6 protein-coding genes and 1 pseudogene are annotated in these 12,296 nt (G+C 67.3%); 3 read left to right on the top strand and 4 right to left on the bottom strand.

Annotation, left to right across the window (positions count from 1 at the left end):
* The first annotated feature begins 264 nt into the window (after positions 1-264).
* Positions 265-459 carry a hypothetical protein gene (locus ACF07N_RS34790; RefSeq protein ID WP_390947183.1) on the top strand — a complete coding sequence of 65 codons (195 nt, stop codon included), beginning with the start codon at positions 265-267 and terminating at the stop codon, positions 457-459.
* A 1,040-nt stretch (positions 460-1,499) separates the two neighbouring features.
* Here ACF07N_RS34790 and ACF07N_RS34785 read toward each other — a convergent pair.
* Positions 1,500-4,907 (bottom strand): RHS repeat-associated core domain-containing protein, encoded by a 3,408-nt coding sequence (locus tag ACF07N_RS34785; RefSeq protein WP_392120717.1) that lies wholly within the window; start codon positions 4,905-4,907, stop codon positions 1,500-1,502.
* A gap of 738 nt (positions 4,908-5,645) precedes the next feature.
* On the opposite strand from ACF07N_RS34785, the gene ACF07N_RS34780 reads away from it, so the two are divergent.
* Positions 5,646-7,505 carry a hypothetical protein gene (locus tag ACF07N_RS34780; protein ID WP_392120715.1) on the top strand — a complete coding sequence of 620 codons (1,860 nt, stop codon included), beginning with the start codon at positions 5,646-5,648 and terminating at the stop codon, positions 7,503-7,505.
* A 1,649-nt stretch (positions 7,506-9,154) separates the two neighbouring features.
* Here the strand turns inward: ACF07N_RS34780 and ACF07N_RS34775 are convergent.
* Positions 9,155-9,517 carry a hypothetical protein gene (locus ACF07N_RS34775; RefSeq protein WP_392120729.1) on the bottom strand — a complete coding sequence of 121 codons (363 nt, stop codon included), beginning with the start codon at positions 9,515-9,517 and terminating at the stop codon, positions 9,155-9,157.
* Between ACF07N_RS34775 and ACF07N_RS34770 the strand changes: the two genes are divergently transcribed.
* A complete protein-coding gene (locus tag ACF07N_RS34770) occupies positions 9,441-10,460 on the top strand; it encodes a helix-turn-helix domain-containing protein (RefSeq protein WP_392120713.1) in 1,020 nt (339 codons plus the stop codon). The two genes, ACF07N_RS34775 and ACF07N_RS34770, sit on opposite strands and share 77 nt — an antisense overlap.
* A gap of 78 nt (positions 10,461-10,538) precedes the next feature.
* On the opposite strand, the pseudogene ACF07N_RS34765 reads toward ACF07N_RS34770, so the two are convergent.
* Positions 10,539-10,826, bottom strand: a pseudogene (locus ACF07N_RS34765) (alcohol dehydrogenase catalytic domain-containing protein); the annotation flags it as partial.
* Positions 10,827-10,969: 143 nt separating this feature from the next.
* Positions 10,970-12,178, bottom strand: coding sequence for a serpin family protein (locus ACF07N_RS34760; protein ID WP_392120711.1), 1,209 nt, complete (start codon positions 12,176-12,178; stop codon positions 10,970-10,972).
* Between the last annotated feature and the right edge of the window lie 118 nt (positions 12,179-12,296).

The following is a 12,296-nucleotide window of genomic DNA, read 5'->3' as shown; positions in this document are numbered from 1 at the left end:
TGAACAAGACCCACAACTCGTCCGGCACCAACCGCTCAACGAGATCCGTCATGCACCGATCAACGAGCGATCACGCCATAAGAAACGGCGTCTAAATAGATGCGACCTCACGCCCCAGGTGGACTCCTGTTCGTAGCGCTCGGTCTCATCCTTGTCGCCGCCGGCTGCCTCTGGAGAGGACGTGTCCTGCGTCCCCTCTCGGCGAAACGCGCCCAAGCAGCCGTGATCCGGGATCGTTCCAGAAACCTGCTGCGCTCTGCGGACATGGCAATCGCCGGAGCGCGTCGACGCGCTGCACATGGCGAACCGGCCATCGTCACGGTCGGAGACGTGACCAGGGTGGCGCGCCAGCACTACGGGTACCGCTTTGTGGAACGCGAAGAAGCAGCTGCCGCCCTCCGGCAGCGCTATGAGGCTGCCGACTGCCGGGTGGACTGCATGACCGACGCTTTCAACTGACTGCCTCCCCGGCAAGTGCTTGACGCCAGAGGCGCCGGAGCTGTCACCTGATAGATGGTCACGCTGAAAATGCTCACTGACTGGAACTCAACTGGGCCTTTTGGCATGGCGGAGCAATAGCAAACCGAAACCCGCCGCGACCAACGGTGCCGCGTGAATACCTGTGAGCCTGGCTCCCATCACAAGCATGACGATGACCGATATAGCCATGACCGTCGCGAGTCCAATGAGGTAGTAGGCCAGAATACGCAGGATTGGCTTTGATTCGTTTCTCATTGACATGCCTCACTTCTGGCACCAACGCGCGACAGCAACCATGACTGCCTCGACAAGCATTGCCCCCATGAATACAAGAATCTCTCAGCAGTCAGATAACCAAGATCCTTTCCTGCAGGATTCAAAAATGCAGCACTGATACACAACCTCCACATCTTCACAGCGACCCGGCCGCCCTGAGGTGGCACATGACCCTCAGCTCAGGATCAGTGCCACCTCCTTCCATTGACACAGCGGCGGCCGTCCGTCTCCGATCCACGATCCCGCGAAGGGCTTTACTGATCCACACAACGACCGAACCGGCCAACGTGATCACAGGCAGTCGGCGACTTCAGGGACGCCGGCACACCGTTGAGCGGCCCGCTGAGGCCGCTCTGACGCCGGCGCACTTCCGGGTGTCAGTGAGCGAAGTCAAGTTACGTATTCGGCTCGTCATGTCGGAGGGCAAGGAAGGAACCCAGAAACAGCAGGCTTGAGAACATGACAGCGAGATATCTAGGCATATGGGCGATCACCATGCCTGCTCCTGTGACGCACCCTGCCACGAAAAGCATTGCAGCGACTCGCCGTCGGATACGCCTCACTTCTGTTGTTTTCGATAATAGAGGATAATTCCGAATACGCACGCGACGGCGGCGATAAAGATGAATGGTCCCCACCCTTCGGGAATCCACCACCCTTTACCTTCTGAGGCGATTGGAATCACGAGTTCTCCTCGATGTAAACGGGGCGGCGCTGGGTGACGCCGCCCCGTGCCGGGCTAACTATGACCAGGCTTCAACAGTTTGTTCTTCGGCGAAAGAGCCGGCATACTCACCGGCCACCATGCAGGGGACAGCGGCAACCGCTGCTCCGGTACCTCCCGTGAGAGCCCCGGCTACGCCGATGCAGGTTCCCTCAACCGCTTTGCCGAAGGCCAGACCGAAGGTGATACCGGCAGCCCTGCCGAAGTCGCCGTCTAGGGCTGCGTTCCATGCCTTGCCCACGGTTGCTGCATCGTTGCCGAGTGAGAGTGCGTCCAGAGCTGGCCCGAACGACAGCGTTCCGTCGGGGTCGATGCGGTTGACGGGGTCGCCTTCGGCGTAGAGGTAGGGGTTCTTTTCCCGGCCGGAGGGGTCGGGGCTGGTGAAGCGGCCGATGTTGGGGTCGTAGTAACGGGCCGAGAAGTGGTACAGGCCGGTCGGGTCCTGGAAGCCGCCGGCGAACCGGTAGGGCTGGGAGATCTTCTCGGTGGTAGTGGCACGCTCGACGCCTCGGGGACTGTAGGCGTAGTTGTTCACCTTGGTGCCGGTCTCGTCGGCGAGCGCGACGACGGATCCGATCGCGTCGGTGAGGTAGTAGTACGACTTGCCCCCGGTCGTCATGGAGTTCAAGGTGCCCCCGGGTTCCCGGTTGAATCCCATGTCGATTCCAGCCGTGGTCTTGGCCGACAGGCCGAGGGGGCCGTTGTGGAAGAAGGTGTCGCCGAGTTTGATGCGCTCGCTCTGGTCGGTGGAGCCGTACTGGCCGGTGTAGGTCTTGCCGGCGACGGTGAGCGATGTCAGCTGGCTGTAGTCGGACCAGGTCTCGCCGGTGCGGGTGCCCTCGGGTGTGGAGGCGCCGGCGGTTTCGTTGCCGATCTTGTCGTAGGACCAGTTGGTGGTGGAGCCGTTCTTGGCGGTGATCTGCTGGGCGTCGTTGATGGTGTAGGTGGTGCCGCGGGGGCAGCCGGGGTCGACGCCCTGGCTGGTGAGGTTGCCGGCTAGGTCGTAGCAGTACTGCCAGGAGGAGTTGAGGGTGGTGCCCTTTTCCTCCTTGGCGTAGGAGAAGCGGCCGGCGCTGTCGTAGGTGTAGGTGGTCTTGAGGCCGGTGGCGGCGTCGGTGCGGGTGCGGATCTTGGTGCCGTCCGTACCGGCGTTGGAGTAGGAGTAGGCGAGGTCGACCAGGGTGCCCTTGGGCGAGGTCGCCTTGATCTTCTCAGGTCGGCCGGACTTGTCCGGGGTGATCTCCTGGACCGTTCCGCCGGGGTAGGTCGTCGTGGTTCGGAAGTCGTTGGCGTTGTACTTGTACGTGGTGGTCTTGCCGGTCGGGTCCTTCAGCTCCACGAGCCTGTTGGCTTCGTCCCAGGTGTAGTCCGTGAGACCGGCCGGGTCCTCGTAGGTGTCGACGTTGCCTGCGGGGGTGTAGGTGAGGATGGTCTGCGAGCCGTTCTGCAGCGTGCGGATGGTCTCCCGGGAGAGCGGGTCGAACTGGTAGGCCGTCACGCCGGTGCTGTCGTCGCGCTGCCTGAGGTTGCCGTCGCCGTCGTAGTGGTAGCGCACGGTGGCATTGGTGGAGGACACCAGGATGACGCGGTCGCGGTTGTCGTACTGGTACACCGTCTTGATGCCGCGACCGTCGGTGACCGTCTCGGGGCGGCCCTGTGCGTCATAGGTGTATGTGGTGGCGCCGAGTGGGGCGGGCGGGGTGACCTTGGACAGGTTGCCCTTGGCGTCGTAAGTGAACGATGTCGAGACGGACTTGGTTGCCGTCATGGCTGTGGTGGCCTTGCAGATCTGGCCTTCGAAACCACCGCAGGTCGGTGTGGCCGGGTTGTAGTCGAAGGTCCGCTTGCCTCCGCCGGTGCCCGTGACCGCGACGGACTTCGTGTTGCCCGCGGTGTCATAGGTGTAGTCGGTCTTCTCGCCGTCGGCACTGGTGAGCGTGCCGGGCAGGTCTGCCCCGGAGATCGTCTGGTACCCGGTCATTGATGCGGTGGCCCCGGTGGGCAGCTTTGCCGAAGTGGGGTTGTTGCGGGAGTCCCAGCCGTAGTCCGTGATGTTCCCGGTGGCACCGCCGACGCCCATGGCGTCCTCAGCGGTGTCGATGTTGTGGTTGGGATCGAAGGTCTGCTTGCGCGAATGGTTGAGAGCGTCGGTGACCTTGGTGACGCCACCGTCGGCGTTGTGCTCGTACTTCGTGGCGTGCTGCTCGGGGTCGGTGACCGTCGTGATTCCGGCTGCGGAGGGATCGGCGTTGGAGTACGCGTAGGTGTAGGTGGGCCCGGTGTGGCCGGAGCCGTTGAAGTCGGTGGCCCTCAGCATGGACCGCACACGGTTGCGGTCGTCGTAGGCGAAGACCGTGACGCGCCCCTCGGGTGTCGTGATCTTCGTCAGCCGTTGTGAGGAGTCGTACCCGAAGAGGGTCGCCTTGCCCTCGGTGTCCGTGGTCTTCGCCAGGTCGCCGGCTGCATTGAGGTCGAAGACGGCGGTGCGGCCGGTGTGGTCTTTGGCCTGCCACTGACTCGCGTCCGTTTTGACCAGGTCGACCCAGCGTCCGGATCGGGTCTCGGTGAGCTTGAAGCCCTTGTGCTCGGCACCCTCGTCGTGCTGGTCGACGGTGATGGCGCCCTTGTTCTTGTCCGTCACCTTGGTGAGCGTGCCGTGCTCGTCGTAGGTGTCCTTCGAGCCGGACTTGCGGTCGGTCAGGGTGTAGGTGCCGTCGGCGTTCTTCTTCAGGTCCTTCGAGTAGCCCTTGGGCGTGGTGAAGGTGCCGTCGGCGTTCTTGGTGAATCGGACGGTGGCGCCGGTGGCGTCGTAGAGAACGACCTCGTTGGTGAAGAGGTGCAGGTATCGCTCGTACTCCTGCCACCACCGCTGGGACACCTTGCCCCACGGCGCGTCGAAGGAGTTGTAGGTCCGCGCCAGACGCAGTTTCTGCCCCACGCCGGCTATCTCGAAGTCGGTGGCGGCGAGCATCAGGTTGCCGGTGGAGAGGTTGATTCTCGCTACCAGCGAGTCGGTGATCCGGAACTCGCTGAATTTGTGCCAGGGCACCGCGCCCTGGTCCTCCGGGACGTACACCGTCGTCGCCGCTTGGGTCTGCGCTGAGGCCGACGGCGCCTTGGACGGGTTGTTGGTCTCACCGGTGCGGGCGCGCTGCTTCTGTTCCGCCCGCCACGCAGCCTGTTCCGTTGTCGGCTCGAGCTCGGCCTCCCCGGGTACCGGTTTGTTCGTACCGACCTTGACCGGCGGAACCTGGAAGTCGGTCTTCTTACCCCACGCCGAGGTCTGGCCCGGATCGTCGGGTGTCGGCGCGGCAGATGCCGACGATGTCGGAGCGATCAGCGCCAGCGTGGCCAGTCCGGCAACAAGCCCATAGCGCAACGATTTGCGACCACGTCTGCCAGACGTGCCGAAGGCACGTGGATACATGAATTCCCCCCACAGGAAGTCAGACCCGACGACCCCAACGGTCACCGAGACCTCACAACCTGTCACAAGAAGCACACAAGTCAGCGCGCTATGCCCGGAAACTTTCTTCCCATGCGGCACGGAATCAGCCATACCTCTTCTGGCTGCTTCAAGCCTTGTTAACTCAGTAAACTGGATAATTGCAGCACATACCGGTGCTATCCGAACCTTACGCGCCCTTTCCTGAACGACCGAAACAGAAAGCACTGACCGGGAGTCGGGCGCTTCCTGTTAACTGTGCCCGCATTTTGGGCAGATCGCTTCTCCTGTAGATCGTTAGCTTTGCATCGGTTTGGCCCACTTCGGTACCATAAATTGATGTGATTTTTATGCATTCGCAAGTTGTCCTACGGCAAACGGAACGCTTGTGCCGCATGTTGTTCGGCACCTTTCCGGCAAATAAATACAATCTGCGCGGGGTCGTTGATGCCGACCGCACAGTGGTCGCCTGCTGCTAACTTCGCTGCTTCCATGACGCTCGGGCTCACAACGCTGGCCGAGCTCGACCTCGTCTGATGGTCGGCCCGGCTGGTCTCGCGGCAGCGGACCGGCCGGGTCCCTTCCCCTACGCCCCGAGCGATCTGACGGCGCAATTCACCGTTCCGGGCCGGTGGGCGGCCGTCACCGCGTAGCGTCACCCCCAGCAATGCAGTGACCATACGGTCACACAAGGTCGCAGCCTGGGAGGGTTCGGAGAGCATGGTGACCGCCGGGACGTACTGGCTGTGGCAGCAGCTCGCCGTGAACGAGGCACTGCCGGACGAGGCGCTCCCCACGGTGGTCGAGGCGCTGTGCGCGACCTCCCTCACCCCCTACGGCGTCGACAGCCGCGGCGAGGAACGCCGCGCCAAGGCCCTCGCGGACGCTCTGCCCGTCCTGCTCAGCCGCGTCACCCGCCCCAGACTGCGCCGCCAACTCCTCCAGCAGGCCGACGACAAGCAGCTCGCCGAACTCGCCAGCCAGGGCGTCGTTGTGGCCGGCGACCTGCCGACGATCCTGCGCACCCACCGCCCGACGCCGGGCCTGGTCATCGGCCTGGCCCGCCACCCCGACCAGGTCAACGCCGCGATCGGCCTGCTATCCGGCATGCACGACACCGACCTCGAGGACGTCGTCACCGACTGGGACCCAGGCCGCCACCGGTACCGGCCGGACGCCGAACCGGCCCCACCCATCCCTCCGGCGCTCTTCGACGCCGTCCTGGAGCACGCCCTCACCCCACTCGCCCGGCTACTGAAGGACCCCCAGCACGAGGAATGGCAGTTCGCACAACGTGTCGACCGTGGCCTGCCCCACGAGTTCGGCGAAGGCGCTCCCTGGCGCATCCTCGCAACCTGCCCCGACCGCTGGCACGACCTGGTCGAACACCCCACCCTCGGCACCGCCGTCCAGCACCTCCTGCTGGACCAGGCCGAGGTGGAGGCACGCCGCAGCCGCATGATGGCGTCCAGCAGCTCCTCCCTCACCGCAGACCCGGACGACGACCCGGCCGACCAGCCCGAGCCGGAGCCTGCTCTCGACACCGCCCTGCTGCGGGCCTGCCTGCCCGCCCTGTGCCTGCCGGAGATGGCCGGCCTGCCCAAGCCGGGCGTGAACGCCCGCCACCGGCTCCACCACATCGCCAACCGGGTCCGCTACAACCCCCGCCTCACCGACATCGCAGCCACCCAGCTGCAGGCGGCCGCCGACGAATGCGTCCGCCGCGGCCGCCTGCTCACCCCACCGCGCAACGACGACCACAAGCATCGGGCCGTCGCGATCGCCGAGGACCTGGCCCTGCTCAGCACCAACCCCACGCACCTGGCCAAGGCCTGCGCGCTGCTGGCCACGCTGGAACAACCCGCCGTCGTCTCCACCCCGCCCAGCCCTCGCCTGTCCCGCATCACCGCCGACACTGACCTGCTCAGTCCGGTCCGTCTCCTGGAGCACAACTACCAGCACCGGCGCGTCGCCGCGCTGACCGCACTCGCCGGCAACCCGCACACCCCGCCCGCCGCGGTCACCGACACCCTCCCCGGGCTGCACCCACTCGAACTCGCCTGGATCGGCCACCAGAACGACGTCCCCGACTGGCTGCACACGGCCGCGGCCGCCCTCGCCCCGGCCGACACCAACGAAGCCGTGCTGCGGCTGCTCACCGACGACGAGCTCGACCGTCACCCCGACCCGGCCGCCGTGCTGCAGTCCTGGCTCGATGCCCCGGAATCCGAAGGGCTCTGGTCACGTCGGGACGTCTACCGCGCCGTCGTGAAATCCCGCTACCGCACCCTGGAGCACCTGCGCCAGATCCCCGCCGACGAAATCCTCGCCCGCCACGAACCCGAAGTCGCCCTGCAGATCCTGCTGGACCACTGCGGGCGCAGCACCGACCGGTGGGAAGCACTCGCCGCCGCCATGACCTTCGACTACGACGACGAGAAGATCACCTTCGGAGAGCTCCTCGACTCCCTGGCCAGCGCGACCGGGGAACCGTGGAGGGGGGAGCAGCACAGCGCCACGGCGTTCTCCCCAGCGGGCACGGACAGTCATACCGGCGCTCCTTGCGCTGCCCTTCCTTGAACGCTCCGTCACAGCTGGTGCACTTCTTCGCCGACTTCCCCGCCTCTTGGGGCTGACGGGTGGGGTCGTACGAGCCCCGGGACAGCTTCGGGGCCAGGGCTGGCTGGGTCTCCTGCGTGCCGTCGGGACGCACGATAGTCACGTCCGAGGCCGGCGGCCGGTCGTACGACGGGAGCTCCGGCGCGGCAACGTACGACTGCCCCTTCGGGCCCGGCCACTGACGATGCTTCGACATACACGGCAGCGTAGCCACCGGCTCGGACGGGCGGCAGGGCGCGAACTGCCGCCCGTACTGCGCACCGAGTCGGCGTGGCAGGCCGCCGGCCTGGCTGGGTGGGGAAGCCGCCGCGTGGCCTGGTCGTCGGCGACGTCGTCCTGATACTGGTGGCGGCCGCCATTCGCCACCTCCCTGACCTTGGCGAGCGCGTCCTGGGCGCCGCGCCACTGCTCGATCGCGGCGGCCCGCTTCTGGGGGTGTTGAGGACCGTCTCGGCACCGGCCAGCAGCACGGCGAGCAGATCCGAGCCCCGGAGGGCCGGGCCGCCTCGCTGCGGAAGTGCAGCCAGGCTTTGACGTCGGTCACGGTCCATCCGGCATCAGCGACGGTCCGGGCCACCCCAGCGATCCGGGGCACCGAGCAGCCGCGCAGCCAGTCCAGTTCCTGGGTGAGGGCCCGGCACACGGCACCACCCCGGCGACCCCTCGCGCCGAGCAGGACCATGCGTCACCGGCCCTCGGCGACCCTGCGCGGCGGTTCGCTGGACCTGCCGCTGCCCCTTGCGACGTGAGAGACAGAGGCCATGGAGCGCGAGGGCCGATGGCCCGGCCGCACGACAGGGCCCCGGGCGGTTCTCCGGGGCCCGCATCGGTCACCGCCGCAGCGGCGCCGAGCGCATGTCCGTCACGCCACGCAGTGACAACCACCACCGGAGAGCCTCGCGCACCGTCGACTTCAGTGGCCAGCCGTACATCACCCGGCACGTGCTCGGATTTGCGGCCACGCTGGTTGCGGGCCGCCTGGATCGGGAGTAGCTGGTTGTCCGAGGCCGTGCTCGACTCCGGGAACGCCCGCCGGCTCAGCTCCCGCATCGTCCTGGTCTGCCGCTCGACTGCGTCGGAGAGGCCCGGGCCGACAGGCTGCGCGGGTGCGCCGGACTGGTGCTCAGCCAAGATGCCCGGTAGCACGGCGAGGCTGTGCAGGGGGTGTGGTGTTCACCGGTGCCTCCCGCGCTTTCCAGGTCCCGGGTTCGCGCCCCACAGCATCTCGATCTAGGAGAGCCCTTGTCTGGATCCCCCTTCGAGCGCGGGATCAAACGCCTTTGGCGTCGCTCCGCGCATGACCATAACAAAGCTGCAGTCCGGGGCGACACGCCCGTCAACACTGAGGCAACACCGGTCACCACGCCGCCCGTGCCGCATTCCCCCGCTGCGGCAGGCACTCCGGTCCTCCTCGTCGTACCGGGCTCGAATGGCGCCGTGGAGCTGGTGACCGCCCTGGTCACTGTGGCGTTGTGGGCGGTCATCACTTGGCGTGCCCGGCGCGGAGAGCCCCCTGTGACCTGATCATCCCCAGGCCGACGTCCCCTCGGTCTGCGACGTGATCTACCTGCATCCGCACGACGAAACGGATGCTCCCACACCGCTCTCCGTCACAAATCCCGGGCGACGATCCCCATTTCGTCGCCCGGGAAAGTCACCGGTAGAGGAAAAATGCCACGATGGGGCACACTTTCTCGCACCCCACCTGCAAGCACTGCGGCGCCCAGCGGCGTCATCAAGCCACCGGCCGGCCCGGCGAATACTGCAGCACCAAGTGCCGCCAGGCAGCCCACCGGCAGCGCCAGGCCGCTGCGGATCCGCCGGACACCGAGGAGTTCGACCAGGCCCTGCGTATGCAGCTGACCCAGATCGCTCGCGCAGCCCACAGCATCCTGGATGCGCTCGACCAGCCGGAGACGCCCGTGTCCGCGCCCCTGGAGCAGATGGTGCGCCTCCAGGTCCTCGCCGAACACCTCACGCCCCTCATGGTGGCCCGCACCCAAGCAGCGCGGCGCGTCATGGGAACGCATCGGCGCAGTGCTCGGCATTGGAGAGGACACCGCGCGCAAGAAGTGGTCCCTGCCCACCCGCCGCACATCACGCCCCGTCCCGGCGGCGCCCCCATCGCCACGCCCGGCCTCGCGCCCCGGCGCCGTTCCGCCCCGTGACCCTGACAGCGCCGGCGACGGCCGGTCACCCACCGCGCCACCCCCGAGCACTGCGGCGGCCTACTTTTCCCCCCTTGCCGGACAGGACCTGGCCACGGTCCTCAGCAGCCTCCAGCGTGCTTCCGGACTCAGCCTCCGAACCCTCGCCAGCCGCACCGGCCTGTCGGCCAGCTACCTCTCCAGACTGATGAACGGCGAGCGCTTACCCGCCTGGAAGAAACTCGCAGTGCTCGCCCGCGCGTGCGGCGCAGACCCGGAAGTCCTGCGCCGCGTCTGGAAGGCATCCAGTGCCCGACGCGAAAGTCAGCCCAGGCCCACATCACTCGCCTCCGCCCTGCGCTTCCTGCACCAGCGTGCAGGCAGTCCCACTCCCTGGGCCATCGCCGTCACCAGCGGCAACGAACTCGATCAGGACCACATTGCCGCCCTGCTCAACGGCACGGCCACCGGCGACTGGGAAGACGTCCATCGCCTCATCCAGCTCCTGGACGGCGAACCCGCCTACTTCTTACCGCTGTGGGAAGCCGAAGCCACAGCACAACCTGCAGCCACACCCGACACCGCCGCCAGCACACCCCCCAGCAAACCGCCCGTCAGCGAAGGTCCACCGCCGGCCATCACGCGTGTCGAGGAACTCCTGGCCGCCTTCAAGGACGCACTCGGCTCCGCGCGCATCCCCCCGCCCTCACCCGCCCGCCGGTGCCTCGCCGCACCCATCCCCGGCGCCACCCATTGGAGCGGCCGCTAACCCGGAAAGCCTTCGCAGCGGCACCCGGCCTCCGGGCGCGCCGCGAGGGCGGCTGCAGTGCCGGGTGACTACACCGGGGTGTCTGCCGGTGTCGGACCAGCCCAGCACCTCGTCCCCCTCCTTCAGGTGGTCGACGCCCTCGCCGACGGCGTCGACCACACCGGCGATCTCCCCACCGGGCACGGCGGGCAGCGTGGTCGGGAAGATGGCCTCCATCCCGCCGGACCGGATCTTGCCGTCCACCGGGTTGACGCCGACGGCCCGCACGCGAACCCGGACCTGGCCGGGGCCGGGCTGGGGAACGTCGATGTCCGCCTCGTGCAGGACCTCGGTGCCGCCGAACGTGTCGAAAACGATGGCCTTCATGACTGCTCTCCTCGGAGTGAGATGCCACACCGACCACATTCTGTGGCCGACCACATAAACGTAGCACCGTTTATGTGGCTAGCCAAGTAATTGTTGAGAGGGGCTCCCGCGCATGTTGATCCGCCCTTCGTCCAGAAGGGTCCTCAGAGCACTCCCTCGTCCTCCCAGCCGTACTCGGGGCACGGCAGGGGGTCCGTGACCCAGCCCGCTGTCAGCACCAAGCGCGTGTGGCGATGCAGGGCGAGGAAGCCGAAAGGCCGGTCGAAGACGGCACTGATCCGGGTGGTGACGTAGCGGAGGTCGGGTAGGCCCCCGGCGACCGCGCTGAACGCCGTCACCGCGGCAGCCTCAAAACCCGACGCGCCGAACTTGGCCCGTGTGTTCTGCTCGGCCGACCCGATGGCGAGCGGGAAGCCGCTGATGCCGGGGAAGTGTCCGCGCGAACGGTCCCGAGCCGTCGTGAGACCGAACAACCGGTGCAGCTTCAGCAGATCGTGGCTCGCGTTCATGTCGTACGCAACGGTCGTCACCTCCAGCCACGGCGGCTCGGGCCGGGTGTTGCGCAGCTTCTCCACGCGCAGGCCGGGGCCGACGTCCCCATAGGGCAACAGCGGTCCCGGCACGACCGGGTACCGGCCCGCGAGGATGCCGACCCCGGCTTCCAGCACCTGCCGCGGCTTCATGTTCTCCTCGCCGAGCAGCAGGTGCACGTCCAGGGCGTTGTTCCCCAGCACCTTCAGTTCGGTGACGTGTCCGCCGGGTGTGTCCGCCACCCCGATCCGGTCCAGTACGGCACTTGAGCGCTGCAGCCCCAGCCTCGGTTCGGCGGCCCAGGGCTCGTACGCCGTCTCCAACGGCACCTCGGTGAACGGGCTCAGCCACTGTGTGCGCATGGTCAGCGCACTCGCCAGCACCATCTCCGAGTCCTCGGTCAGCGTGACCGGCATACGGTCGATCAGCCCACCGGTACGCTTCGCCGTCCACGCGTCCAGCGCTCGATGGTCGGCCGCGCGGTCCCCGGTGAGCACCCCGTGGACGTCGGCCGACAGGCCCGCCTCCCACTCCTCCCGCAGCTCCAGCGTGCGCTGCGTCCACAGCCCCAGCGCCGTGTCCAGACCTCGCATGGCGCCCATCGCGGCAAGCAACTCGCGTGCGGCGCCGGCTGCCTGCCCGGCGTCGATCCCGAGAGCCTCCGCCAGTTCTGTCCGCGCCTCGCCCGCGGCCCCGTCCGCCAGGTGGGCCAGCAGCGGCCACACACCCGCCGCCGAGAACACCGTGCCGCCCTCCGGCACACCCGCCCACCGCGCGGTCAACTCGTTCACCGCGCGGACCGTCGCCGTCGCGACTCCCATGACACTCCCGTCGTCAGCACGCCCACGGTGCGCAGTCCCACTTCTGCACCGGCGTCGCCGCCATCCGCCCGCCTGGAAGCACGGTACCTGTCCCCCCCACCTCCGCCTTCGGGCTAGC

Source organism: Streptomyces sp. NPDC015242 (assembly GCF_043079125.1).
GTDB lineage: Bacteria > Actinomycetota > Actinomycetes > Streptomycetales > Streptomycetaceae > Streptomyces.
Note: the sequence above shows the minus strand (reverse complement) of the source record. Positions and strands in the feature narration are given on the sequence as shown.

What these genes read in the sequence shown, in the direction of transcription:
- ACF07N_RS34790 (WP_390947183.1), top strand. Translation starts at nt 265, where the DNA reads ATGGCAATCGCCGGAGCGCGTCGACGCGCTGCACATGGCGAACCGGCC.
- ACF07N_RS34785 (WP_392120717.1), bottom strand. Translation starts at nt 4,907, where the DNA reads ATGTATCCACGTGCCTTCGGCACGTCTGGCAGACGTGGTCGCAAATCG.
- ACF07N_RS34780 (WP_392120715.1), top strand. Translation starts at nt 5,646, where the DNA reads ATGGTGACCGCCGGGACGTACTGGCTGTGGCAGCAGCTCGCCGTGAAC.
- ACF07N_RS34770 (WP_392120713.1), top strand. Translation starts at nt 9,441, where the DNA reads ATGCGCTCGACCAGCCGGAGACGCCCGTGTCCGCGCCCCTGGAGCAGA.
- ACF07N_RS34760 (WP_392120711.1), bottom strand. Translation starts at nt 12,178, where the DNA reads ATGGGAGTCGCGACGGCGACGGTCCGCGCGGTGAACGAGTTGACCGCG.